The following is a 25,241-nucleotide window of genomic DNA, read 5'->3' as shown; positions in this document are numbered from 1 at the left end:
ATCCCGCGGCTTAGCCGGCCTCGACGGGGGTGACCAGATAGCTCAGACACATCATGCCCAGATGGCGTTTGAGCTGTTCCCAGTCGCCCTCACCGGCAGCTTCTGCCGCCGACCCCAGGCCGAGGAAGCGGGCCAGCGCGGCATACGAAACCGTAAAGCAGAAGCGGGCGGCCTGTTCCGGCTCGGGGTGGCGGATCTCCGCCGCGGCATCGAGCAGCTGGTCGATAAAGGTCTGTTCGTTTTTCTGATAAGCGGCTTTACCAATCCCCGCCACGCGCTCATCATCCGCCCGCGCCATAAACGGCCGCAGGATCCCGGCATGGCGGCGCAGATACTCCGCCTGGACATCCATCAGCGCCGGAAGCCGCTGGCGCAGCGGCAGATTGCGTGCGTGCAGCTGCTGGATCAGTTGCTGCCATTCGGCGTCCAGCTCCTGCATCACCTCCATCATGACGGCGATAAACAGATCTTCTTTGCCGCCAAAGCGGGCATAAATCGAGCCGACAGAAACGCCCGAGCGTTTACTGATTTCAGCAATGGTCAGCAGCTCAAAGGTGCCTTCATGCAGGATTTCACGGCTGGCGGCCATCAGCCGCTCCAGCGCCACCCGGCTCCGGTCCTGTTTCGGCTGGCGCATCGCGGGAAGATCGGTCATCGCAGTTCTCACCTCTTTATCCATAGAAAACCCCCGCAGTGTATTGCAGTTAGCAACCGCGCTGCAAATTACCCGCCCGACTCACCTGTGGGCCATGTGGCAAAAGTGTGATGGCGGTCATTTTCATTCTTTGATAAACAATTAGAATCATAATTCTAGTTCCATTTAATAATAACAACCACCACACAACCCAGGAGTTGCTATGCGTTTCTCTGTTTTCCTCGTCGGCCGTTCCACTGCCCCCGAGCAGGATCGTTTCGTGATGCAGTCACTGATCGATCACGCGCGCCAGGCCGAAGATCGCGGTTTCGATGCGGTCTTTATGCCAGACCATCACTTTACCGGCTATGCGCCGATGTCCAGCGATCCGTTTGTCTTCGCCGCATACCTGGCGGGACAGCTGAAAAAGATCCACTTTGGCATGTCAGTCACCACCGTCCCGCTGCACCACCCGGTGCGCTTCGCCGAGCGCGTTAACCTGCTGGATCAACTCACCGAAGGCCGCCTGCTGGTGGGCATCGGCAGCGGCACCACGCCGGAAGAGATGATCGGCTTTGGCGTGAACTACAAGGACGCCTCCAGCCTGCTGCAGGAGAACCTCGATCTGGTCCAGCGGCTGTGGGAGAAAAACATTGAAGACGATCCGATCATCTTCGAGACCGGCCACTATAAGGGCGCGGTGGTCCAGCGCATCGTTCCTGCCCCCTGGCAAAAACCGTTTAACCGCATCATGCCGGTGGCCCTGCGTGAAACCAGCATGCAGCGCGCCGCCGACAACGGCTGGCCGGCCTTTATACCCGCGTTTACTCCGCCGATCCCGGCCAGCAACGATCCGTTTGGCCAGCTGACCCACTATTTCACCCGCTACCGCGATGCCCTGCTCAACGCCGGCCATAGCGACGAGGTGGTGAACCACTGCCTCTCGTGGACCACCCATACCTGGCAGTGCGTCCATATCGCCCCCACCGACGAGCAGGCCCGCGAGGAGATGCTGCAGATCATGGGCTGGTACCAGCAGGCCATCGACCGGGAATATGAGTACAACAAGCGGGCGGAAGAGTTTAGCGGCGTTACGCTGCACCGCCATCCGGACTGTTTCAGCGAAGAGTGGATCAAAACCTGGTGCCTGTACGGCAGCCCGGAGACCGTCGCCGAGGAGCTGGAACGCCACCAGCAGCTGGGCATCGGCAACGTGCTGCTCGGCTTCACCAACGGCCCGCTGACCGAGGAGCGCCTGCGCCTGAGCCAGCAGTCGATCTCGTTGTTCGCGGACCAGATCCTGCCGCGCTTTCGCTAATCCGACCGGGAGATCCTGCTATGAATAAGCCTGTTTTCTCGCGCCCGCCGCTGCTGATCGGTATCGGCGGCACTACCCGCCCGGGCTCCAGCACCGAGCGCGCCCTCGCCGCCGCGCTGGCCCATGCCCGCACGCTCGGCGCGCAAACCCAGCTGTTCGGCGGCGCTGAACTGGCGGCCCTGCCGCCGTTTAACCCGGAAGTGACCACCCGCACGCCGCAGGAGGTAGCGTTTGTGGAAGCCGTGCGCCAGGCCGACGGCATTCTGCTGGCCTCGCCGGGCTACCACGGCGGCGTGTCTGGCCTGGTGAAAAACGCCATCGACCTGCTGGAAGATTTGCGCGGCGACAGCCGGGTCTATCTCGATGGCCGGGCGGTGGGCTGCATCGTTACCGCCGCCGGCTGGCAGGGGTGCAACACCACCCTCGGCGCCATGCGCGGTATCGTTCATGCCCTGCGCGGCTGGCCGACCCCGCTGGGGGTAACCCTCAACACCGCCGGCGTGTCGCTGTTCGACAGCGAGGGCCGCTGCACCGACGACGCGGTCCAGCGCGCGCTGGCCACCGTAGCCGAACAGTCGCTGGCCTTCACCCCTGACGCCCTCTTACGGAGACATGCCGATGCCTGCGCTCAGTCTGTCGCTTAGCGTTGCCGAAAAAGTACGGCTCACCGCCGGGATGGGGATGTGGTCTACCCACCCTATCCCGCACTCCACGCTGGGATCGGTCACCTTGTCCGATGGCCCGATGGGGATCACCGGCGGCCGGGTTGACGAGCGGGATATTGCCCTGCTCAGCCCCTGCGGGCTGGCGCTTGGCGCCAGCTGGGACCGCCAGCTGGTCAGCCGGGTGGGCGGCGTCATCGGTCAGGAGGCGCTGCGCACCGGGACGCAGGCGCTGCTGGCGCCTAACCTGAACCTGTTGCGCAGCCCCCTTGCCGGCCGCGCGTTTGAGCTTTTTGGCGAAGACCCGCGGCATATCGCCGAGCTGGGCGCGGCGTGGATCGACGGCGTTCAGCGCCAGGGAGTGGGCTGCATCGTCAAACATATGGTCTGTAACGATTCAGAAACCGATCGGCGGACCATGAACGTGGTCGTCGATGAAGCCACCCTGCGCGAAGTCTATTTCTGGCCGTTCGAAGTGGCGGCCAGCCGCGGCGTCTGGGGCATGCTGACCGCCTATAACCGGGTGAACGGGATCTATTGCGCCGAGCAGCATCAGGCCATCAGCCAGTGGCTGAAGCGCGATCTCGACTGGGACGGGCTGGTGATGTCCGACTGGTTCGGCACCCAAAATGGCCCGGCCAGCTTCCGCGCCGGACTGGATCTGGAGATGCCGGGCCCGGCCCGCCATATGGGCGACCACCTGCTGCCTGCGCTGATGGATACCGACAGCGATGCCCGGCGTCTCGACGATGCCGCCGCCCGGCTGGCGCGGCTGGCCGAACGGGTCAGCCATCCTCTGCCGTGGGATGGCTCTGCGGCCGCCCAGGCGCAGCGGTGCCACACGCTGGAGGAAGCCGCGGCGGCGGGGTTTGTCCTGCTGCACAATCGCCAGCGGCTGCTGCCTCTCGACGCGCAGGCGGGACAGCGGCTGGCGGTGATGGGTCCCAACGCCACGACGCCCTGCTTCCAGGGCGGGACCTTTGCCAGAGTGGCGCTGATGCCGGGACTGATCTCCCCTCTGGAGGCCATTCGTCAGCGCTTCTCCGCCGCCGGGGTTGAGATAAGCTATGCCCAGGGGGTGGAGAGCGATTACCGCATCCCGCCTCTGCATCATCTGCCGCTGCGCACCGCCGCCGGCGAACGCGGACTGGACGTTGCCTACGCCACCGCCGCCGGGGAGGTGGTTCACCGGGAGGTGCGCGATGCCTCCTCGCTGATCTGGTTTCGCGATATGCCGGGCGTCGGCGACATGCTGCGCCTGACCGAACGCGCCACCGTGACAGTAAGCTGCCAGTTCACCGCGCCGGTCAGCGGCCGCTACGGCTTCTGGATCGGCGGCACCGGGGAGGTCGCCCTGCAGCTGAACGGCGAACGCGTGGCGACCTTCAATGGCGAGGCGCTGGACGGGGATATCATGGGCAAGCTGATGCAGGCCCCCCATACTCACCTTGAATTTCCGCTACAGGCCGGGGAATCCCTGACCTTCCGGGCCGAGATGGCGCTCGGTAGCAGTATCGCCCACGGCATCTGGTTTGGCTGCCAGCCCCCGCAAACCATCGATCTGCTGCAGCAGGCGGTCGACCATGCCCGGGCGGCCGACAGCGTGGTGCTGGTGATTGGCGAAACGGCCGATGCCGGTCTGGAGAGCATCGACCGGGACGCTACCGCGCTGCCGGGGCATCAGGTCGCCCTGATCCGCGCCGTCTGCGCGGCGAACCCGCGGACGGTGGTGGTGCTGAACGTTGCCCATCCGGTGGATACCGGGTGTCTCGCCGACGCGGCGGCGGTGATGGTCGTCTGGTATCCGGGCCAGGAGTTTGGCCCGGCGCTGGCCTCGGTGCTGGCCGGAGATCGTGAACCTGGCGGTCGCCTGCCGGTCACCTTCGCCCAGCGCCTGGATGACTATCCGGTACGCAGCCTGACGCCGGACGCCGCGGGCGACCTCTGGTATCACGAGCGCCAGCAGGTGGGCTATCGCTGGTTTAGCGCCCGCGAACGTCCCGCCGCCTGGGCCTTTGGCCACGGTCTGGGGTATGCCGATATCACCCTCAACGCCGCCGCGCTGACAGGCGACGAGGTGGACGGGCTGCAGCTGCGCTGCCAGCTGCAAAACCGCGCCGCCCGCGACGGGAAAGCGGTGGTCCAGCTCTACCTGCGGGGGCCGCAGACGGCATGGTCGGCGCTGGCGGAGTTTGCGGCAGTCAGCGTCCCGGCGCACGACGAAGCCACCCTGACCCTTGACCTGCCGCGTCACGCGCTGCAGCGCTGGCAGGTGCCTGCCCAGGAATGGCAACTGGCCAGCGGCCCCTGGCAGCTGGCGGTGGGTTTCGCCAGCGACGATATTCGGGCAACCTTCGATTTCGTGCTGACCCCCGACGGGAAAATCAGCCACCGGGGCTAAACCCGGATCGATGGCAAAGAGGGTCGGCAACGTGCCGACCCTCTTTTTTTGTCCATCCGCCAACCGGTTCGCGAAAAAAACCGCCCGGCGGCAGCGTACCGGCGGGCGGGGTTAAAATCCTCAGGTGGTCTGTGGTCAGAAGTTCCAGTACATCGAGGACTGCCAGAGAACCGCCGACTCATGCTTCGGTACCAGCGTCGGGTTATCCTGCCAGGTGATACCGTTGATCCAGTAAATGCCTTTGGTCAGGCGCAGAGCGTGCGACAGGGAGATGGCGTTGATGCTCTGCGGCGCCTCCATCCCGGCCTCGCCGACATAATCGCGGAACTTTTTACTGATAAAGGAGCGGGTATAGCCCAGCGAGGTCATATCCTGCTCGCGGCCGGGAAACAGGCCGATATCAAAGAAGGTGACCTGGAAGTCGCTGGTGTAAGCGTTGCGATCGTCCGGAGCATAGTCCGCTTTCACATCAAGATACAGCCCCAGCGGAAGCCCTTTTTTCGGCTGGGTCAGCTGCACAGTGTTGGCGACATAGAACGCGTAGTTACTGCTGCTGTCGCCGGGCTGGTCAAAATACTGGTAATGCGAGGTGTTGTAGATTGCCCCGGCGCGGAACCACAGCGAGCGCTGCGACTCGCCCGCCGGCTGCTTAAAGCCAAACTCATCCACCAGGATCGGGTTGGCGCCATCAACGTGCCATTTCAGGCCCGAGGGGTTCTGCTCCACGTCGTCGAGGTGCCCGGCAGGTGACATACTGCGGCTGACGGCAAAGTTGTTATAAAACTTCTTTTCGCTATCGCGGACGATGGCGGTGAAGGTCGGCGTCGGCGCGTTGAGACTGATCCCCACCTGCACCGGGATCACGCTGGTCGGCCCCAGCGCGGCTGAAGAAGAGTTGCCCCCCAGCACCATGCCGTAAAACTGGCGAATTAACGGATAAAAACCATATTGCAGCTCCAGCTGGCCGTTTAATAAGGGTTGGTTCACCGCCAGCACCGCAATATTATGCAGCTCCGGATAACTGTCATGATAATTCGAGGTCGCCCACTGGGGAGAGAAAGTAAATTGCGCGTCTTTAGTAAACCCAATTCGGCTTAAATCGTAGGTGACGTTCAAAGACATATTTTGCGACCAGGTAAAACTTTGCCCGGCATATTGTTGCGGGTCGGCGGACTGGCCTTTCAGATCGTACATCACCATCGGGTTCCAGCTTAACTGAACGCCCCAGCCGCGGTCGGCCAGCGCGCTGCGAAAGCCGCCAATATCGCCGATAAGCGATTCGCAGGTCGACGGAGGGCTGACGACCTGCGCGGAGCGGGTATTCAGTTTATCCAGTTGCTCACAGGTCCAGGTATCCGCCAGCGCGGTACTGGAGAATATCGCCAGCGTCAGCGCCGAAAGGGGAAAAATTATTTTCTTACTTACGTCGGTACAGCAGAGACTCATAATAAACCCTCATTTTTATTTTTTGCAGGTAAGATGCGCCATATCGTGAAAAATAAATTCGTCACAATACGTTTATTAACAGGGATTAATTAGGCTGAAAGTTAACGCTAAATAAGGTGTAGGCTTTTTTAAATAATAACCTCCCGTTCCCGCCGGGAGGCCAGCGGGCGTATGGTGATATCGTCGTCAGGTAAAATTAGCGGGCCAGCGCGCGGCGGCCCCCCATCCGGGCGCTGGCGATGCCCGTCATACCGGCGATAGCCAGCGTCAACAGCGCAAACCACAGCAGGCTGTGCTGCAGGCTGCCGGTAACGCCATTCAGCATGTTCATCAGTACTGGACTGATGAACATGCCGAGGAAAAAGAAGGTATGCCAGATGCCGATCCCCGTCGCGCGGTGCGGCGCCGGCAGGGTCTTCATCATCCAGGCCAGCATCAGGGGGATCAGCATTCCGTTACCGATTTGCGCGACGAACCCGGCCGCCACGCCGGCCAGCGGATTGCGGGCCACAGCGATAAACAACAGGCCGAAACCAAAAATGGCGTAAAACAGCAAAAACTGCCTGTCGATACGCTGCTTCGCGCTGCGGCCATACAGCCAGGCCCCCAGCGGCACCCCCACCCCAGCCATGGCGGTAGCGATGCCGATCTGGCTACTGGAGGTCAGCCCGAGCTGACTGAACACCAGGCTTATCTGCAGCGGCTCGAGAAAGTAGAGGATTGCGCTGCCAAGGGTAATCAGGCCGATCGCCGCCATTTTGCGCTGCGGAAAAGCGACGCCCTTCTCGTCAGCGATATTGTCCGCGCGATGGCGGAGTGCCGGTTCAGCGGTGAACAGACACAGGCCGATAAAGACCGGGATCGCCAGGGCATACAAATAGATCGGCCCATACCAACCCAGGGTTCCCAGCAGGCCAGCGCCCAGCACAATCAGCGTCGACAGTACCGACCCCATGCCGCTCTGCACCGCCAGCCATTTACTGCGCGCCTCGCCGGCAAAGTAGTCGCCAATCAGCGCATTGGCGGTGGTGAGGATAAAAGCGTCGGCGATGCCCATCACCAGCCGCGCCAGCAGAATGGTATGCAGATCGTCGAGCATCACCGGTAGCAGGCCAAACACCGCGTACACGCCGGTGGCGGCGATCAGCAGACGGCGACGACTCAGGCGATCGCCCACCATTCCGGCCAGCGGCGCCAGCAGCGCCATGCTCACCGCCGGTAAGGTGATGATCATCGGCACCAACAGCTGAGCGTGCGGCTGCGCGGCAAAATGGCCGAACAGGATCGGCATCACCGGCAGCATGGTCAACGTCCCCATGATCGGCAGCAGGGCCGCCAACATCAATAACATCGCCTGTACGACCCCCGCCTCGCGCGGGGTTGCTGAAACCTTGTGCATCACCATTTTCCGCTCTCCGTCACTGCCCTTTATTTAGAATATGAATTACAGTTCTATTTTTTATCGATAAAGAAAGGCGTTTTGCGCCCCGGCATACTGGCTGACAACGCATTAGCGAACTCAGCACACATACCGTTCTACCCTACCGGATGCAGGTGGCGTGGACTGCGATTGCTATCACAATTAACACAATACATTCACATTAAATTAACATAACCTTCCGTAGTTTCAGGCGTCGACAATCGCCACCGCGCGGATAAACCCGGCCGAACCGCGGCGGATCTTGTAGGGAAAGCAGCTCACCCAGAAGCCGTAGTCGGGAAGCTGCTCCAGGTTGCTCAGCTTCTCCATTTGCCCATAGGCGATCTCCCTGCCGGCTTTATGCCCCTCCCAGATCAGCCCGGCGTCGCCGCTGGCCTGAAAGCGTTCGCGGGTAAAGTGGAAGGGTGCATCCCAGCTCCAGGCGTCGGTGCCAACAACCCGCACGCCCTGCTCCAGCAGCCACAGCGTCGCCGCCCGACCAATACCGCAGCCGCGCTGGAGATAGTCCGGCTGGCCGTAGCGGGCGCCGGCTGCGGTATTGATTAACACGATATCCAGCGGCGACAGGCAATAGCCTATCCGCGCCAGCTCGCGCTGCAGATCCTCCGGCTGCAGGATCGCCCCGTCGGCGACGTGGCGGAAATCCAGCCGGACGCCGGGGCGCATGCACCACTCCAGCGGCAGCTCATCGATGCCAAACGCCGGTTCGCCGCCGTTGGTGGTCGAGCTGTAGTGCCAGGGGGCGTCCATATGGGTGCCATTGTGCGGCGTCACGGTCAGGCGCTCGGAGGCCCAGGCCTCCTCTCCCGGCATCTGCGATTTTTCCAGTCCCGGGAACATCGCCGCCATTTCCGGCCACCCCTGCTGATGATCCTGATATTCAATGTTCGGCAGCAGCGGCGGCGGATCGGTCCAGGGATTGTTGTCCAGGGTGACGGAAAGATCGACCAGCCGACGCCCTTGTAAAAGATTGATCATGGTTTACTCCATTAACATCACAACGTGTTGATCCAGCACGCCAAACAGCGGCCGGCCATCGGGGGCGTGGGCTGCCATCGTCACCCGCTCCCCTGGGGACAAAAACGGCGTACGCGGTTCACCATGGGCCAGCATCTCCATGGCCCGCACCTCGGCGATACAGCTGGCGCCGCGGCTGGCGTCCGGCCCGGACACCGTGCCGGAGCCCACCACCGTCCCGGCGCGCAGGCGGCGGGTCTGCGCCGCATGGGCAATCAGTTCGCCAAAATGGAAATGCATGTTACTGCCTGACTGGCAGCCAAACGGCTCGCCATTGCGCATCACCTGCAGCGTCAGCGCCACCCGCCCATGCTGCCAGGCCTCCCCCAGTTCATCCGGGGTAAGGGCCACCGGCGCAAAAGCCGAGGCGGGTTTGGCGTGAATAAAACCAAACCCGGTCTGCATCTCGCGCGGCGCCAGCGCCCGCAGACTGATATCGTTGAGCAAGACGATCAGGCGGATATAGCTCAGTGCCTGCTGCGGCGAGCAGCCCTGCGGCACCTCGTCGACCACCACCGCGAATTCGCCCTCAAAGTCGAGGCCATCCTCGACCCGGCGGCAGCTTATCCCGGCGTGAGGGGGAAGAAAGTCGTCCCCGCTGCCCTGATACATCAGCGGCGTCTGGTCGGCGCCGGCAATCGGCGGCAGATGAAAGGCCCGCTGCATGCGCTCGCCATGGCTGAGGAAGGCCGATCCGTCCAGCCACTGCCAGGCGCGGGGCAGCGGCGCCAGCAGACGCCAGGGATCATAGGGTTGTGCCGCCGGGTAGCGGCGCGCATTGAGCGCCTGATAGCGCGCCTGCAGCGCAGGCCAGACGCGCGGGGCCAGCTCCAGCGCCTGCTGGAGCGTCGGAGCGATATCCGCCGCATCGGCCATCAGCGTCAAATCACGCGAGACCACCACCAGGCAGCCGTCGCGTTCACCGTTATCTCGTGTTGCCAGTTTCATGATCTGCCTCCTCCTGCAGACAGAGCCAGCCGTCGGCGTCAACGTCGCCAGCCAGCGGACTCAGACGTTGGCCGGCGCAGGCGCCCTGCACGCAAAGGCCGCTGTCCGGCATAAAAATCGCCCCGTGGGCGAAGCAGACCAGCCGGTCGCCCCGGGCGTTGAGAAAAGCGTCCTGCCGCCAGTTCATCGGGGTATCCAGATGCGGACAGCGGTTGCGCCACAGATAGAGTGTCCCCTGATAGCGGCAGGCAATCACCGTCGCCTGCCCGCTGCCCGTAGGGTCAAATCCCCGCGCCTGGCCCTCGGCCAGGCTGTCGGCACGGCACAGACGAACCATCAGCGGGCGTTATCCGGACCGGGGGCCCACTTCTCACGATACCCCAGCAGGAAATATTGCGAGTTATCGGCCCCCGGCAGCGCTTCGCGCGGCTGCCAGTGGTCGTCGTGCTGATCCATATCGGCGTCATATTCGATATGACACCCGAGCGGGCTGTTGAAGTACCAGAACCAGTTCGATCCCAGCTGATGGCGCCCCGGCCCCCAGAAGGTCTGATACCCCTTCTGCTGAAAGCGGCTACCGGCCATCATCAGCTCGGTTGGGCCGCCGAGATGGAAGGTAAAGTGTTCAATACCGGTCATAAACGGCGGAGCCTGGATCAGAAACAGGGTATGGTGATCCTGGGTGCCGGCGGGCCGCAGGAAGGGGCCGACGTGGGTGAAGCGATCGGTACAGACAAAGCCCAGCCGTTGATAGAAGGCTTCAGCGCGCGCGGCGTCCGGCACAAAATAGACCACATGGGAAAGCGAACGCGGCTCTGCCGCCATGTCAGCGCTGGCCCCGGTCTGGTTGACCGGCCGCCCGGCGTGATCCCCCGGGGCATTGATTTTCTCCCCTTCCCGCTGCAGCGGCTGGCGCTGGCTGACGCGAAAACCAAGGGCAAAGCCGGCATCATCGACGCAGCGCAGTACGCCGTCGGCGCCAAGCTTCACCTCACGATCGCGGCGCAGCGTCTCGGCAATCGCCTCCAGCGTGGCGCTATCCGCCACGCCATAGACGGTTTCCCGCAACTGACTGCCGCTGGGCAGCGCCGCGGGCAGCGACGGATCGTCACGCTCCCGCAGCAGCACGCCGGTACCATCCAGCGCGCTAAAAAAACCGTTCTCCTGCTCGCGTAAACCGTAGTCGAGAAGAAATTGCCGGCAACCCGCCAGGTCATCGACGCCAAATACCAGATAATCCGGACCAAGAATATTCATCGCGGTTGTTCCTTATGCGTGTTCAGGCCACCCGGCCGCCGAGGGTTTCCGCCACCCAGTCAGCGATGTAGTGCCCGGCGTTAATCGAGTTGTCGAAGCTGGAGTGCTGCACACCGCCCTCGCGGTCTGTGAAAATTTTCAGCTCGCGGCGTGGGCTGTTCACCAGCTGGTCGTAGGTGCGCTGCGCCCATTTCACCGGGATCTGCGAGTCCTTTTCACCATGGGTGACGAGGAAAGGCACCCGTATGCGGTCGAGTACGCCGTCGAGATGGACGTTCTCCGCAAGGCGCATAAAAGCGTCGATATCCTCGCCGCCCCAGACCCAGCGCACGTGCTGCCAGTAGTGCGGTACCGGAAAATCCCCTTCGCGTTCGCGGCGGCGCTGCTGCACCTCACGCCAGTCGTGATTCGCCCCCCACACCACGCCGCAGGCGAAGCGCGGCTCAAACGCCACCGCCCGCGGGCAGTAATAGCCGCCCAGCGAGACGCCTTCCATGCCGATGCGCCCGGCATCCACCTCCGGGTGCTGCTCCAGCCAGTCAACGATCCGGCTGGCCCAGTGCTCGCTGTCATAGCGGGCCTTCATGTCGTGAAGACGCAGCGCTTCGCCGGTTCCCGGCTGGTCGACCACCAGCGAGGAGACCCCGCGCTGCGCCAGCCACTGCGGTAATCCCACCAGATATTTCATCTCTTTGGTGGAGTCGAGACCGTTGACCTGCACCAGCAGCGGCGCGCGGCCGGTCACCCCTTCGGCGCGGACGTAGAGTGCCGACAGGGTTTTGCCCTCGTAGGGGATGGTTACCCGCTGACAGTTGGCATGGGTATGGTGCAGCCCGGCGGCAAAGACATCGAGAAAGCGGCGGTACAGCGCATCGCGGTCCGGTGCGCCATGCGCCTGCAGGCGTTCGCAGGTCAGGTAATAGTTGGCCGCCCGGAGATACTTCTCTCCCGCCGACAGCCGCCGTCCCCGCGCTTCATCTTCGCCCGCCAGCGCGCATAATTTATCGGCCATTCGGGACCAGGTTTCCCGGAACGCGCGGGTGCCTTCGGCGTCGGGATGCTCGGACGCAGCCAGCAGCGGCGCGCACATCTCTTCGATCTCACCGATGCGGGCGCCCATCTCGATGGAGAGATCCACCGACAGGTTCCAGACATAGTTTTTAGGGAAATAGCGAAACATAGGGTCATCCTTCAACATTCAGTCGCAGTCGCTTTAGCGCAGGCACTGTCACATAAAGCACCTGCGGGCGACCAATCATGTCTCAGGATGTCAGGTATCGACGGGAGCAATACCCGTGGGTTAGCGTGCGCTGGCGACGATTTTTGCCTTCAGCCAGCCGAAGATAGGATCGTTATCCAGCGAGCGGTGCCAGCCGATAAATTCGCGCATCATCGGCAGGGTCACCGGGACCGGGAAAAGACGCAGCGGCAGCATCGCCGCGTACTGCTCCGCCAACCGCCGGTGCAGCGTGGCGATCCGCGAAGTGCCGAGCAGCAGCTGCGGAACGCAATGGTAGCTGTGAGTCACCACCTCGATACGACGACTTAGCCCCGACTCGGCAAACAGATTGCCCTCCAGCCCCGGCTGCCGCTCACGGCCAAAGACCACCGACACATGCCCCAGCTGTTGCCAGGCGTCGAGGGTCAGCATCTCGCCGGTGTGGGGATTGTCCGCCCAGGCCAGGCAGACAAACTCTTCGTCAAACAGCGCTTCGGCAGGATGGTCGGCGGCCATAAAACGTTCCGGCGCCACGATGATATCCAGCTCGCCGCGGTTGAGCATGCCGGTGGACTGGGCGTCAGGCGAGAAAAACTCAAAGGTCATACTCGGCGCTTCCTGATGTACCGCCTGCAGCGCATCCTTCAACATCACGTTGATCACGTAATCCGAGGCCATAATGCGAAAATGGCGCTTGCTGGTTGCCGGCTCATCCACCGGCCGTCGGGCAATAGAGGTCTGAATTTTCATCAGCACGTCGCGAACCGGCTCCCGCAGCTCTTCCGCCAGCGGCGTGGGCCGCATCTTTCTGCCCACCTGGGTGAGCAGGTCGTCCTCAAAGTAGGTGCGCAGCCGGTTGAGTACCCCGCTGGTGGCAGACTGGGTCATATGCAACCGGCCCGCCGCGCGCGTAATGTTCTGTTCATCCAGTAACACATCCAGTGCCACCAGTAAGTTCAGGTCAAGATGTTGATAACGCATGGGTCCCCCGGCGAGAAATGGCGTGCTTATCCTGTGGCTTAATTTAACTTTTCTGCAACTTTTTGTTTTCAATTTCCACGGCGATATTGTTTTTTGCGATAGCGATCATTCTTTATCGCGATTAGTCAGCGTGCCGCTCCGTTGGTTAACGTCCTGCTCTCTGTCCCCTTGAGAAAACACCTACGATGAATATCCATAACGCATTAATCGTTGGCGGCGGCATCGGCGGATTATGCACCGCCATCGCTCTCCGCCAGGCCGGTGTCGCCGTCGATGTGGTGGAGATCCAGCCGCAGTGGCGGGTCTACGGCGTCGGTATCATTCAGCAGAACAATGTTGTGCGCGAAATGCAGCGGCTTGGCGTGCTGGAACGCTATCTGGACGCCGCCTGGCCGTTTGACAGCGTCTCGGTGCATACCCTGAGCGGCCAGCAGTTAGCCAGCTTTCCCGGCGAGCGGCTGGCGGGCGAACAGTTCCCGGCCAACGTCGGTATCTCCCGCCTGGCCCTGCACCACGTACTCTGCTCCACCGCGCAGGAGCTGGGGGCCAGGCTGACCACTGGCGAGAGCATTGACGCCTTCCGTCAGCATGATGATGCCGTGAAGGTGAGCTTCAGCCGCGGCGGCGAGGGGCGCTACGATCTGCTGGTCGGCGCCGACGGGATCTACTCCCGGGTGCGCGGCATGCTCTACGGCGAGCGCTATCAACCTCGCTTTACCGGCCAGGGCGTGTGGCGCTACAACTTTCCGCGGCCGCCGGAGGTGGATCATCTGATGTGCTTTATGGGCGAGGGCTGCAATTGTGGGCTGGTGCCGCTGGGGGAAGATCTGATGTATCTGTTTATCACCTCCCATGAAGCGGATAACCCCCGCTACACCCGCGACCAGCTGGCGGCGGAGATGCGCCGCCGTCTGCCGCCCGGCGCGGGGTTACCGGGCAGCCTGCGCGAGCATATCGTTAACAACGACGAGGTCGTCTATAAGCCGCTGGAGGAGCTGTTCGTCGACGATCCCTGGTATCAGGGACGCGTCGTGCTGGTGGGCGACGCGGTTCACGCTACCACTCCGCATCTCGGTCAGGGGGCGGGCATGGCGATTGAGGATGCCATCGTGCTGCGCGAAGCGCTGCAGCAGACCGACAGCGTAGCAGCCGCGCTGGCGCACTTTGACGCCCGCCGCCGGCCGCGCTGTCAGCAGATCTGGGCCGCCTCGCTGCAGGTGGGCGAGAGTGAGATCCACCGCGATCGCCATTTTAACCGCCAGCAGGCGATCAGCGATATGATGGCCCTGACGGCGAGGCCGATATAAGCCCTGCCCGGCCCCCTCCGCCGGCCACGCTGGCGGATTTTTCCCCCTTTCCCCAGACGCTAATCTCTTATCACCGAAGATATTCTTCCCGCGCAGCGTGATATTTGACACCTCTCCGCTCACATGGCTAAGGTATATTTCAGTTTTCCCCTTCATCATGGAAAGGAATATACGGATATGAATATTCTCTCGGCAGAGTTTTTCAAATATGCGATAGCGATTATCACGTTGATTATTCAGATTGTCGCCGTGCGTTCAGGTTGGGTATTTCCCAAAGATAAAATATTCACCTCGCGCAAAAATATCAGTGAATTCGCCGCCGCACTGCACAAAAATAGTGACGACCCCGATCTGCAACGGATCGCATACGAATATGGTATCGCCGCGCTGACCAAAGATAAAAACCTGACCATGGCGCAAAGAAAGATATTGTTGAAATGCAAAAATCCAGTCAGCGATATTGATAACTACAGTAAATGCCAGCATCTGATTTCGGTCAATGATGAGAAACGCATATTCAAATGGAAAAAATGGGGTTATCGCTTCTGGTTATACCGTAAGGCTGTCGAAGTCATCAGTCTGGTGCTCTATTTTATTGGCGGCTTCTTAACGGCGCTGCCTTTCCTGTATGAAGGCCTCGCCAGCCCAGCGGTGATTGACAGAATTAATCATTTATCGCGTCTGCAAAAATTGAGTATGGCTAGTTATCTGTTTGCCTGCGGGATTTGTCTGGCGCTGATCTGCCTGCACAAACTCTCCACCATCGCGATTGCGGAAAAAACCATTAAAGCGAATCGCTAACGACTGCGCTGCCCGGCGACCTGTCCACACCAGCGGCGCCTAACCCTGTGGATAACCTGGAGGCAGTTGCCTGGCAGCCGCAGCCCGGGCGGGCTACCGGCTGCTGTTCGTTTTTTAAACAGGAGAAATACCACCGCCAGGCTGCGCGCTGAGCGCCAGAGCCACCACCGCGGCGGAGGGAAGCCCCTACCCCACTCAGTAATTCCACTTCGGCCGCGCCACCGTGTTTTTCTTCAACAGGTCGCGGAACGCTTTCAGGTAGGGCTCATTGCTGCGCCCGCGCTTACAGATAGCCGAGAACGGCGACTGAAAGCCAAACTCGTTGGGCAGCAGCACCCGCAGGCGGTTCTCTTTGATCCACGGCCAGGCGTAATGCTCCGGCAGATAGCCAATATATTTCCCCGAGAGGATCAGCAACAGCTGGGCGTCGACGGTCTCGACGGTGGCGCTGCCTTTGCTGAAGCCCCGGCGGCGCAAATCGCTGGTGTTCCAGTAGCTGCGGGTCACCAGCGGGCACTGGCTGATCTGCTCTTTATCCAGCTGGCGGCTGAAGAACATCGGGTGCAGATCGCTGCAGTAGAGCCAGTGCTGTTCGCGGTACAGCGGCTCGCTGATGATGTTATGCACCTGCGAGTTGTAGCTACCGATGGCCAGGTCGATATGGTTGTTCAGCACGCCGTTCAGTTGCTCCGCCGGGGTGCGAATAATCAGTTTGATATGCACATGGGGAAATTTGTCGCTGAAGCTGCGCAGAACCACCGGCAGCGAGAGCGCCGTTTCGGTCTCGATGGAGTCGAGCGTCGAGATGCACAAGGTGCCGCTGTGCTCCCCTTTGAGCAGCGCCGACTGCCGCTCCAGCTCATTGAGTTCACTCAGCACGCGGATCGCCTGCTGTAAAAACTGCTGACCTTTCTCAGTCAGGGAAAAACCGCCGCGCCCGCGCTGGCAGAGGGTGAAGCCAAGCTGTCCCTCCAGCTGCGACATCGCATTGCTGATGGCGGAGACCGAAATGCCCAGCTCCTGCTGGGCCCGGCTATAGCTCTCCAGGCGGGCCACCGCCTCGAAAACCTGCAGCTGTCGAATATTAAGGCTGGCGTCGTGATGCATCGTATTTAGTTCACCAATAAATGAACTGAGTATTTACGTCAGACGATGTAAAGTCCAGCGCGGGTTGCGCACTATCTCTCCTGTTACGTTTCATCCGTCAGATTCAGGAGCAGACATGGATAACCTCTTTCACCAACCGCAGGGTGGCAATGAGATGCCACGCTTCGCCGGCCGCGCCACAATGATGCGCCTGCCGTTTATCGAAGATTTACAGGGACTTGATGCGGCATTTGTCGGCATTCCGCTGGATATCGGCACCTCGCAGCGCTCAGGTACGCGCTACGGACCGCGCTATATTCGCGCCGAATCGGTGATGATCCGTCCGTACAATATGGCAACCGGCGCCGCGCCGTTCGACTCGCTGTCGGTGGCCGACATCGGCGATGTACCGATCAATACCTACAGCCTGCTCAAATCGGTGCAAATTATCGAAGATTACTACACCGGTTTGAATAGTTATCCGCTGATCCCGCTGACCCTCGGCGGGGACCACACCATTACCCTGCCGATCCTGCGGGCGCTGACCAAAAAACATGGTCCGGTGGGGCTCATCCACGTCGACGCCCATACCGATACCAATGATGAGATGTTCGGAGAGAAAATCGCCCACGGCACCACCTTCCGCCGCGCCGTTGAGGAGGGACTGCTCGACCTCAAACGGGTGGTGCAGATTGGCCAGCGCGCCCAGGGCTATGCCGCCGGCGACTTCCAGTGGGGCGTTGACCAGGGCTTTCGCCTGGTGCAGGCGGAGCAGTGCTGGCATACCTCGCTGGCGCCACTGATGGCCGAAGTCCGCCAGCAGATGGGCGACGGGCCGGTGTATCTCAGCTTTGATATCGACAGCCTCGATCCCATCTGGGCCCCGGGAACCGGGACGCCGGAAGTCGGCGGCCTGACCTCCATTCAGGCGCTGGAGATCGTCCGCGGCTGCCGCGGCCTGAACCTGATTGGCGCCGATCTGGTCGAGGTCTCGCCCCCCTACGACGTGAGCGGTAATACCTCCCAGCTGGCGGCCAACCTGCTGTACGAGATGCTCTGCGTCCTGCCCGGCGTGAAGTACGCCTGAGGAAGCCGCCATGGAGCTGAAATGCTTTCGCACCCTCTGGGGAGTCACCACCCCCTGGTCGCAAACGCTGGATGAACTGCAGCGCGTCGGCTGCTGCGGTATCGAAGCCCGCGTGCCGTTAACGGTGGCCGAACGGCGGGAGCTCGCCGACCGCCTGCAGGCGTCGGGGCTGGAGTATATCGCCATTCTTTTCAGCGGCGGCGGAGTGCTCCCCGCCCAGCATGAAACGCCGGAGCAGCATCTGGCGCGCCTGCAGACCCGCTTCGCCGAGGCCAGCAGCCTCAACCCGCGCTTTGTCAATCTGCTGGCGGGCAACGATCGCTGGCCGCTGGCGCAGCAGGTCGATTTTCTCGGCAAGGCGCACGAGCTGGCCGCCGGGTTTGGTTTGACCTGCAGTTTTGAAACCCATCGCGCCACCTCGCTGTACAGCCCGTGGCTCACGCTGGAGATTATTCAGCAGCTCCCCCAGTTGCGCTTTACCGCCGACATCAGCCACTGGGTGGTGGTCAGCGAGCGCCTGCTGGATGACCCCAGCGATGACTTCAGCGCCTTTATCGACCGCGTGCATCACGTGCAGGCTCGGGTGGGCTACGACCAGGGGCCGCAGGTGCCGCACCCGGCGGCGCCGGAGTATCAGTCGGCGCTGGCTTTTGCCGAGCGTTTCTGGCAGCAGGTCTGGCATTCACAGCGCCAGCGCGGCTACCCGCAGACCACGCTGACCCCGGAGTTTGGCGCCGACGGCTATCTGCACCATCTGCCGTTCACCAACGTCCCGGTGGCCGACCTCTGGTCGCTCAACGCCTGGATGGCCGCGCGCCAGCAGGCCCACTTTCAGCAGTTTTTAACGCTCACTGAACAGGAACCGCAGCCATGACCGCCGTGAAGCACGCTTTTACTGAACTCCCGACCATCGATATCCGCGATCTGGCCGGCGACGATCTCGCCAGGCGCCAGGCGGTGGCCGACGCCATCGGCCGCGCGGCGCGCGAGGTGGGCTTTTTCTACATCACTGGCCACGGCATCGACCCGGCGCTGATCGCCGGCGTCCGCGAGGCGGCGAAGCAGATCTTCGCCCTGCCGATGGAGGAGAAGATGAACTATTACATCGGCCACTCCAAAAGCCATAAGGGCTACGTTCCGGAAGGAGAAGAGATCTACGGCTCCGGCAAGCCGGACCATAAAGAGGCTTTCGATATCGGCTTCCAGGCAGCGGATGACCATCCGCTGGTGCTCGCCGGCACGCCGCTGATCGGCGCCAATGAGTGGCCCGATCTGCCGGATTTCCGCGCGCGGGTGCTGGCCTACTACGACGCAGTCTTCGCCCTCGGCCACCGTCTGTTCGACGCTTTCGCCCTCGCGCTCGGCCTGCCGGAAGGGTATTTCAAACCGATGGTGACCTGCCCGCCGGCCAAGCTGCGGCTGATCCATTACCCGTTCGACGCCAGCGTCGAAGATGTTCCCGGAATTGGTGCACACACCGACTATGAGTGCTTCACCCTGCTGCTCGCCGACCAGCCCGGCCTTGAAGTCCTCAATGAAGAAAGCGTGTGGATCGATGCACCTCCCGTCAAGAACGCCGCCGGAGAAGAGGCGTTCGTGATCAATATCGGCGACATGCTGGAAGTGCTCAGCGCTGGCACATTTGTTGCTACAGCCCACCGGGTGCGCAAAGTGCCGCAGGAGCGGTACTCCTTCCCGCTGTTTTTCGCCTGCGATTACCACACGCTGATCCGCCCGCTGCCGACCTTCCTCGCCGCCGGCGAAGCCGGTGAATATCAGGAGCTCAGCATCGGGGAGCATATGTGGAGCCAGGCGCTGCAAACCTATCGCTACCTGCGCGAGAAGGTCAATCGCGGTGAACTTCAGCTACCGGAGCGCGCGCGCGGCACCAATACCTTTGGCCATTTGAAAAAACAGGCACAGCAAAAAAACCCTAACCACCCGTGAGGAACCATGATGACTAGCACCCTGAAAAAAATCTCGCGCCGTGTCGCGCTTACCCTCGCCGTCAGCGCCTGTTTTTCCCCTGTCACCCAGGCGGCGGAACTGCTGACCGAGGGCGTCTTTAAGGTGGGGATGGAGGTCACCTACCCGCCGTTTGAGTCCTATGACAGCAATAACAACATCGTCGGTCTCGACCCGGATTTCGCCGCGCTGATCGCCCAACATCTGCAGGCCAAACCGCAGCTGATCGACACCAAGTTCACCAGCCTGATCCTCGGCATCGGCAAGAAATATGATGCGGTGATCTCCGGGATGTACGTGACGCCGGAACGCCAGAAACAGGCCGACGCCATCCCTTACGCCCTCTCCGGCGCGTCGATCATCGCCCTGAAGGGCGGCGCGGTGCAGCCGAAAACCGAAGATGAGCTGTGCGGTGTGAAGGTCGGCCTGCAGGCAGGCACCACCTGGGTGACCAGCCTGAAAAAACACTCCGATGAGTGGTGCCTGAAAAACGGCAAACCGGCCATCACCATTCAGGAGTTCCCTACGGCGCCGGAAGCCTCGCAGGCGCTGCTGTCGAAGAACATCGGCGCCCAGCTTGAGATTGCCCCGGCGGCGCAGCTCATCGTCGACAAGAGCCGCGGCCGCCTGGGGATAAGCTCTACGCGCCTGGTCTACCCGCTGCCGCTGGGGATCTACGTCGCCAAAGGCAACACCGAGCTGGCGGAGGCGATTAAGGCCACCCTGGCCACGCTGAAAGCCAACGGCCAATATGCCGCGCTGATCAAAAAATACAACTTAGAAAGCATCGATTAAGACAATAAGCACTGCGCAACAGGAGTCGGTATGGCGTTCGATTGGGGATACTTTTTTTCACTGTTTAGCATTGGAGCATTCTGGCAGGCGTGCGTGACCGTGATCGTGGTCAGCACCTTGTCCTGGGGGATCGGCCTGGTGGTCGGTTTTCTGTTAGCCTGCGCGAAGCTCTCCGCGCCGCGCTGGGTCAAGATCCCCGTCGAACTCTATATCTGGTTTTTTCGCAGCGTGCCGCTGATGGTGCTGCTGGTGTTTGTCTACAACCTGCCGCAGCTGTTTCCGGTGACCCAGCCGCTACTCGGGGTGCCGTTTATCGCCGGGCTGGTGTCGATGACCGTCACCGAAGCGGCCTATATGGCGGAGATCCACCGCGGCGGCCTGCTGTCGGTGGCCAAGGGGCAGAGCGAGGCGGGCCATGCGCTGAGCTTCAGCTTTATCGGCATCCAGCGGCTGATTGTTATTCCTCAGGCGTTTCGCATCTCGCTGCCGACGCTGATCAATGAATACATCACCATCATTAAGCTGAGCTCGATTCTGTCGGTGGTCTCCTTACCCGAGCTGCTGCTCACCGGCCAGCGCTTGTATGCGCAAAATTTCCTCGTGATGGAGACTCTGCTGGCGGTGGCGGTGTACTACGTGATGGTGGTTACCGTCTTCACCTGGCTGTTCCGGGCGCTGGAAAATCGTCTCGATATTCAGCGCAAGCGTCCGCAAACCCTCAGCGAGGCGGAATGCCAGGCGCTGCGCCAGAGCCTGCCGGCGCTGACGGAGGAGATCAAAACGCCGGCCGTCAACGGCGCGCCGCCAGCGCTCGATCTGCGGGGCATCCGTAAATCCTGGGGTCAGCATGAGGTGCTGAAAGGCATCGATCTGCAGGTGGAGAACGGGGAGGTGATCAGCATCATCGGCCCGTCCGGCTCCGGCAAAACCACCCTGATCCGCACCATCAACGCCCTCGAAAGCCTTGATGGCGGGGAGATCATTCTCTACGGCGAGGACTATCTGAAGGGCGGAGCCATCGTCGACAAACGCCAGATGCGCGCCGGGGTGCGGCGCATCGGCATGGTCTTCCAGAGCTTCAACCTGTTCCCCCACCGCACGGTGCTCGACAACGTGATGCTGGCCCCGCGCTATCACCAGCTGCTTGACCAGCCGGTCGCCCGCGAGCAGGCCCTGGCGCTGCTCGACCGCGTCGGCCTGCTGGCCCATGCCCACAAATACCCCTGGCAGCTCTCAGGCGGCCAGCAGCAGCGCGTGGCGATCGCCCGGGCGCTGGCGCTGAAGCCGGACATTATGCTGTTTGACGAGCCAACCTCGGCGCTGGATCCGGAGCTGGTAGGCGAAGTGTTGAAGGTCATTCAGTCGCTGGCCCGCGAAGGCATGACCATGCTGATTGTCACTCACGAGATGGACTTCGCCCTGTCGATTTCCGACCGCGTGGTGCTGATGGAGAACGGCGTGGTGCAGGCCGATATCGCCCCGCAGGTGATCCGCAGCCCGCTGGAGGCCCCTTCTCTGCAACGAATCCGTGAATTTATGGGAGTACGCTAAATGGCAACTGAGCAACACCTGCGCCAGCAGTTGGCCGCCGCCTACCGGCTGGCGGCGCTGTTCGGCTGGGAGGATACCCTCTACACCCACTTCTCCGTGCGCCTGCCCGGCGATGGCGAGCCGCGTTTTTTAATTAACCCCTTCGGCATGATGTTTGACGAAGTCACCGCCAGCAACCTGATCGTGGTGGATATGCAGGGCAAGGTCGTAGAGGGCGACGCGCCAGCTAACTCGGCGGGCTTTACCATCCACAGCGCGGTGCATATGGCCCGGGAAGACGCCCACTGCGTGATCCACACCCATACGCTGCCGGGAATGGCGGTGGCCGCCTGCGAGGACGGCCTGCTGCAGCTTAACCAGATCAGCACCGAGTTTTACCAGCGCGTCGGCTACCATCCCTATGAAGGGGTGGCCTTTGACCTCGACGAACGGGCGCGCATCCAGCGCTCGCTGGGGAATAATATCGCCATGATCCTGCAGAGCCACGGCCTGCTGTCGGTGGGCCGCACCGTGGCCGATGCGTTTTACATCATGTACTACCTGAACCGCGCCTGCGAGATCCAAATGGCCACCGCCCAGCTGGCGGCCCTCAGCCCGATCCACACCATCGCTCCGCACCTCAGCCAGCACGCCTGCGAGCAGCTGATGGGCGTGGAGCATGAACGTCAACAGGTCTGGCAGGCGTGGCTGCGCCGTCTTGACCGTCTCGATACCTCTTACAAAGACTAACGCCTATGTCTGATATCACTATCGTTGTGGATTGTAACGACGCGGATTTCGCCCGCGATATTTGCGCCGCCCTGCAGCAGTTTCCCGACGTCACGGCGCTTCTGCCCCATCACCAGGCGGCACGCGACGCCCAGTACGCCAGTTGCTGGTTCCCGGACCCGCAGCTGCTGAGCCGCTCGCCGGGGCTGAAGCTGATCCAGGCCGCGTCCGCCGGGGTCGATCATCTGCCGCCCGCGCTGTTCGCCAGCGAGATCCCGCTGTGCCGGGTGATCGATGAAGATTTTCGCCACGGCATGTTCGAATATGCTCTGTGGAGCGTCCTGTGGTTTCAGCGCCATTTCGACCGGGCGCTGGCCCACCAGCGAACCCAAACCTGGAAGCTCTATCCCCAGCGCGCCGCCGCCGACTTCCATATCGGCATTATGGGTCTGGGCGAAATTGGCGGCTATATCGCTGACCAGCTGGCCCGCCTCGGCTATCGGGTCTCCGGCTGGTCGCGCAGTGAAAAGCAGCTGGCTGGTGTCACCTGCTATCGCGGCGAGGAGGCGCTCGACCACTTTCTTGGGTCGCTTGACGGGCTGATTAACCTCCTGCCGCTCACCGCGCAGACCCGAGGTATCCTCGCCGCGCCGCTGTTCAACCGGCTACCCGCCGGGGCGGTGTTGATCAACTGCGGCCGCGGGGAGCATATGGTCAATGACGATGTGCTGGCGGCGCTGGAGAGCGGCCAGCTCGCCGGGGCGGTGCTCGACGTCTTCCCGCAGGAGCCATTGCCGGCGGACGATCCGCTGTGGCGCCATCCGCAGGTGGTCATCACCCCGCATATGGCCTCTGCGGCCCCTGCCGAGGTGATCGCCCGCCAGTTGCTGGAGAACATTCAGCGCCAGCGCCGCGGGCTGCCGCTGAAGAACCTGGTCAATAAGCACGCCGGTTACTGATCCCCAGCCATACTGCCGCTGCTACGCTTAATGGGAGATCCACAACCAGAAGGCAGGAACATGAAGATTGATTTAGCGGGGAAAGTCGCGCTGGTCACCGCCTCCACGGCGGGTATTGGCTTCGCCATCGCCAAAGGCCTGGCGGAGAGCGGCGCAGAGATCATCATTAACGGGCGCAGCGAGCAGAGCGTGAACGCCGCCATCGCTCGTCTGCAAAATGAGGTGTCGGGCGCGAAGGCGCGACCCGCCATCGCCGACCTCAGCGACGCCGACGGCGCAGCCCAGCTGCTGCGGGCGGTGACCGGGGTCGATATTCTGGTCAATAACGCCGGGATCTATGGCCCGCAGGATTTCTACGCCACCGACGACGCGACATGGGACAACTACTGGCAGACCAACGTCATGTCCGGCGTACGCCTGTCACGGGGGCTGCTCCCGGCGATGGTCAGTAAAGGCTGGGGGCGGGTGGTGTTTATCTCCTCAGAATCGGCGCGCAATATCCCGGCGGACATGATCCATTATGGCGTGACCAAGACCGCGCAGCTGTCGCTGGCCCGCGGCCTGGCGAAATATGTCGCCGGCAGCGGAGTGACCGTTAACAGCGTACTGCCAGGGCCGACGATTTCCGACGGCTTTGCCGAGATGCTGAAAGACGACGTGGCGAAAACCGGCAAGTCGCTGGAGGAACTGGCGAAAGCGTTTGTCATGACCCATCGTCCGAGCTCGGTGATCCAGCGGGCGGCCTCGGTGGAAGAGGTCGCCAATATGGTGGTCTACGTCTGCTCGCCGCAGGCATCGGCCACCTCCGGTGCCGCACTGCGCGTCGACGGCGGCGTGGTGGATGATATTCTCTGACGCCCACCTCATTCAGGGGAGTCACCCTCCCCTGTCGCCTTCGCCGGCGCTAAACCGCGCAAAATGTTAAAAAAACGCGGCAAAGTCGCACAAAGTGAGCATGAACATGCATTCCCAAAACTTATGATATTTCTTTTAAGTATAAGTTGTGGTGTTAATGTCTCTGTTACGAAGCTTGCTATTCTTTCTCGGCGCGGCGGTCGCAGCCGCCCTCGCGGTACTCTGTCTATGGGTGGATATTCGGGTGTTTGGCAACGACATCCCGGAGGTGTCGCTCACCGAAGTGGTGCAGGAGAGCGTGCTGGCCGTCATCGTACTGGTTCACTTCCTGCTGGCGCGAAAATATACCCACCTGCGCTATAGCAATATCCTCATCGGCGGCTTCTTCCTCGCCATGCTGATCCGTGAACTGGATGGCCTGTTTGATTTGCTCTCCCACGGCAGCTGGGTGTGGTTTGCCCTGCTGGCCACCGTAGGGTCGCTGCTGGCGCCGCTGCGCCATCTGCGTCAGACCCTGTCGCAACTGGCGGAGTATACCCGCACGCCCTATTACGGGATGATGATCAGCGGCCTGCTGGCGATTCTGGTCTTCTCGCGGCTGTTCGGCATGCACGGCCTGTGGTACGCCGTGCTGGATGAGAACTACGCCCGGGTGGTGAAAAACACGGTCGAGGAAGGCAGCGAGTCGTTTGGCTATATGCTGTGCCTGACCGCCACCCTCGGCTACGCCTGCTACTTCCGCGGCCTCGCGCGACAGCCCCTGTCGCCGCAGCGCTAACCGTGGACGATAACCACCGCCGGAC

General features: G+C 61.9%; 24 protein-coding genes. 14 read left to right on the top strand and 10 right to left on the bottom strand.

Going from position 1 to position 25,241, the window contains the following annotated elements; translation table 11 throughout:
* Positions 1–10 precede the first annotated feature (10 nt).
* Positions 11–655, bottom strand: coding sequence for a TetR/AcrR family transcriptional regulator (locus tag HMPREF3096_RS25990; protein ID WP_012967405.1), 645 nt, complete (start codon positions 653–655; stop codon positions 11–13).
* A gap of 202 nt (positions 656–857) precedes the next feature.
* On the opposite strand from HMPREF3096_RS25990, the gene HMPREF3096_RS25985 reads away from it, so the two are divergent.
* The 3 genes from HMPREF3096_RS25985 to HMPREF3096_RS25975 are packed head-to-tail and all read left to right on the top strand — an operon-like array spanning position 858 to position 5,015.
* Positions 858–1,952: an LLM class flavin-dependent oxidoreductase gene (locus tag HMPREF3096_RS25985; protein WP_014907086.1), complete on the top strand. Its 1,095-nt coding sequence runs from the start codon at positions 858–860 to the stop codon at positions 1,950–1,952.
* A 20-nt stretch (positions 1,953–1,972) separates the two neighbouring features.
* Complete coding sequence (locus tag HMPREF3096_RS25980; protein WP_012967403.1) at positions 1,973–2,596, top strand: NADPH-dependent FMN reductase; 624 nt, start codon at positions 1,973–1,975, stop codon at positions 2,594–2,596.
* Positions 2,571–5,015 carry a glycoside hydrolase family 3 protein gene (locus HMPREF3096_RS25975; protein ID WP_023323146.1) on the top strand — a complete coding sequence of 815 codons (2,445 nt, stop codon included), beginning with the start codon at positions 2,571–2,573 and terminating at the stop codon, positions 5,013–5,015. Before HMPREF3096_RS25980 ends, HMPREF3096_RS25975 begins: the two co-directional genes overlap by 26 nt.
* A 135-nt stretch (positions 5,016–5,150) precedes the next feature.
* On the opposite strand, the gene HMPREF3096_RS25970 is transcribed toward HMPREF3096_RS25975, so the two are convergent.
* The 8 genes from HMPREF3096_RS25970 to HMPREF3096_RS25935 all read right to left on the bottom strand — a co-directional run bounded on the left by HMPREF3096_RS25970 (position 5,151) and on the right by HMPREF3096_RS25935 (position 13,324).
* Positions 5,151–6,461 (bottom strand): carbohydrate porin, encoded by a 1,311-nt coding sequence (locus HMPREF3096_RS25970; protein ID WP_023323147.1) that lies wholly within the window; start codon positions 6,459–6,461, stop codon positions 5,151–5,153.
* Between the two features lie 196 nt (positions 6,462–6,657).
* On the bottom strand, positions 6,658–7,860 hold the full coding sequence (locus tag HMPREF3096_RS25965) for an MFS transporter (protein ID WP_227515283.1): 1,203 nt from the start codon (positions 7,858–7,860) through the stop codon (positions 6,658–6,660).
* Between the two features lie 228 nt (positions 7,861–8,088).
* The gene (locus tag HMPREF3096_RS25960; RefSeq protein ID WP_012967399.1) at positions 8,089–8,880 is read right to left on the bottom strand and encodes a cyclase family protein; all 792 of its coding nucleotides are present in this window, start codon (positions 8,878–8,880) and stop codon (positions 8,089–8,091) included.
* 3 nt (positions 8,881–8,883) lie between these two features.
* Positions 8,884–9,867: a fumarylacetoacetate hydrolase family protein gene (locus HMPREF3096_RS25955; protein ID WP_032731116.1), complete on the bottom strand. Its 984-nt coding sequence runs from the start codon at positions 9,865–9,867 to the stop codon at positions 8,884–8,886.
* The gene (locus tag HMPREF3096_RS25950; protein WP_012967397.1) at positions 9,845–10,204 is read right to left on the bottom strand and encodes a Rieske (2Fe-2S) protein; all 360 of its coding nucleotides are present in this window, start codon (positions 10,202–10,204) and stop codon (positions 9,845–9,847) included. The genes HMPREF3096_RS25955 and HMPREF3096_RS25950 overlap by 23 nt, the downstream gene beginning before the upstream one ends.
* Positions 10,204–11,124 (bottom strand): VOC family protein, encoded by a 921-nt coding sequence (locus tag HMPREF3096_RS25945; RefSeq protein WP_012967396.1) that lies wholly within the window; start codon positions 11,122–11,124, stop codon positions 10,204–10,206. The genes HMPREF3096_RS25950 and HMPREF3096_RS25945 overlap by 1 nt, the downstream gene beginning before the upstream one ends.
* Positions 11,125–11,146: 22 nt before the next feature.
* Positions 11,147–12,304, bottom strand: a complete 1,158-nt coding sequence (locus HMPREF3096_RS25940) for an alpha/beta hydrolase family protein (RefSeq protein WP_012967395.1) — start codon at positions 12,302–12,304, stop codon at positions 11,147–11,149.
* A 120-nt stretch (positions 12,305–12,424) separates the two neighbouring features.
* Complete coding sequence (locus HMPREF3096_RS25935) at positions 12,425–13,324, bottom strand: LysR family transcriptional regulator (RefSeq protein WP_032731117.1); 900 nt, start codon at positions 13,322–13,324, stop codon at positions 12,425–12,427.
* A gap of 185 nt (positions 13,325–13,509) precedes the next feature.
* On the opposite strand from HMPREF3096_RS25935, the gene HMPREF3096_RS25930 reads away from it, so the two are divergent.
* Both HMPREF3096_RS25930 and HMPREF3096_RS25925 read left to right on the top strand, forming a co-directional pair.
* The gene (locus tag HMPREF3096_RS25930) at positions 13,510–14,631 is read left to right on the top strand and encodes an FAD-dependent oxidoreductase (RefSeq protein ID WP_070544665.1); all 1,122 of its coding nucleotides are present in this window, start codon (positions 13,510–13,512) and stop codon (positions 14,629–14,631) included.
* Between the two features lie 177 nt (positions 14,632–14,808).
* Positions 14,809–15,432 (top strand): hypothetical protein, encoded by a 624-nt coding sequence (locus HMPREF3096_RS25925; protein ID WP_012967392.1) that lies wholly within the window; start codon positions 14,809–14,811, stop codon positions 15,430–15,432.
* 195 nt (positions 15,433–15,627) lie between these two features.
* Here the strand turns inward: HMPREF3096_RS25925 and HMPREF3096_RS25920 are convergent, their stop codons facing one another.
* The gene (locus HMPREF3096_RS25920) at positions 15,628–16,539 is read right to left on the bottom strand and encodes a LysR family transcriptional regulator (protein WP_002914199.1); all 912 of its coding nucleotides are present in this window, start codon (positions 16,537–16,539) and stop codon (positions 15,628–15,630) included.
* Between the two features lie 115 nt (positions 16,540–16,654).
* On the opposite strand from HMPREF3096_RS25920, the gene speB reads away from it, so the two are divergent.
* The 9 genes from speB to HMPREF3096_RS25875 all read left to right on the top strand — a co-directional run bounded on the left by speB (position 16,655) and on the right by HMPREF3096_RS25875 (position 25,216).
* The gene (gene speB, locus HMPREF3096_RS25915; protein ID WP_004145693.1) at positions 16,655–17,605 is read left to right on the top strand and encodes an agmatinase; all 951 of its coding nucleotides are present in this window, start codon (positions 16,655–16,657) and stop codon (positions 17,603–17,605) included.
* A gap of 10 nt (positions 17,606–17,615) precedes the next feature.
* Positions 17,616–18,479, top strand: a complete 864-nt coding sequence (locus tag HMPREF3096_RS25910; RefSeq protein WP_032731119.1) for a sugar phosphate isomerase/epimerase family protein — start codon at positions 17,616–17,618, stop codon at positions 18,477–18,479.
* Complete coding sequence (locus HMPREF3096_RS25905) at positions 18,476–19,552, top strand: isopenicillin N synthase family dioxygenase (RefSeq protein ID WP_032731120.1); 1,077 nt, start codon at positions 18,476–18,478, stop codon at positions 19,550–19,552. The genes HMPREF3096_RS25910 and HMPREF3096_RS25905 overlap by 4 nt, the downstream gene beginning before the upstream one ends.
* A 9-nt stretch (positions 19,553–19,561) precedes the next feature.
* The gene (locus tag HMPREF3096_RS25900) at positions 19,562–20,365 is read left to right on the top strand and encodes an ABC transporter substrate-binding protein (protein ID WP_032731121.1); all 804 of its coding nucleotides are present in this window, start codon (positions 19,562–19,564) and stop codon (positions 20,363–20,365) included.
* 30 nt (positions 20,366–20,395) lie between these two features.
* Entirely contained in the window at positions 20,396–21,916 is a 1,521-nt protein-coding gene (locus tag HMPREF3096_RS25895) for an amino acid ABC transporter permease/ATP-binding protein (protein WP_008806112.1), read from the top strand.
* Positions 21,917–22,645 carry a class II aldolase/adducin family protein gene (locus HMPREF3096_RS25890; RefSeq protein WP_004899997.1) on the top strand — a complete coding sequence of 243 codons (729 nt, stop codon included), beginning with the start codon at positions 21,917–21,919 and terminating at the stop codon, positions 22,643–22,645.
* Between the two features lie 5 nt (positions 22,646–22,650).
* The gene (locus HMPREF3096_RS25885) at positions 22,651–23,583 is read left to right on the top strand and encodes a 2-hydroxyacid dehydrogenase (RefSeq protein WP_008806113.1); all 933 of its coding nucleotides are present in this window, start codon (positions 22,651–22,653) and stop codon (positions 23,581–23,583) included.
* A 60-nt stretch (positions 23,584–23,643) separates the two neighbouring features.
* Positions 23,644–24,438 (top strand): SDR family NAD(P)-dependent oxidoreductase, encoded by a 795-nt coding sequence (locus HMPREF3096_RS25880; protein WP_032731122.1) that lies wholly within the window; start codon positions 23,644–23,646, stop codon positions 24,436–24,438.
* A gap of 157 nt (positions 24,439–24,595) precedes the next feature.
* The gene (locus tag HMPREF3096_RS25875) at positions 24,596–25,216 is read left to right on the top strand and encodes a hypothetical protein (protein ID WP_012540816.1); all 621 of its coding nucleotides are present in this window, start codon (positions 24,596–24,598) and stop codon (positions 25,214–25,216) included.
* Positions 25,217–25,241: the final 25 nt, after the last annotated feature.

The sequence above is a fragment of the Klebsiella sp. HMSC25G12 genome, from assembly GCF_001807705.1.
Classification (GTDB): domain Bacteria; phylum Pseudomonadota; class Gammaproteobacteria; order Enterobacterales; family Enterobacteriaceae; genus Klebsiella; species Klebsiella variicola.
This window is presented reverse-complemented; position numbering and strand designations above follow the sequence as displayed.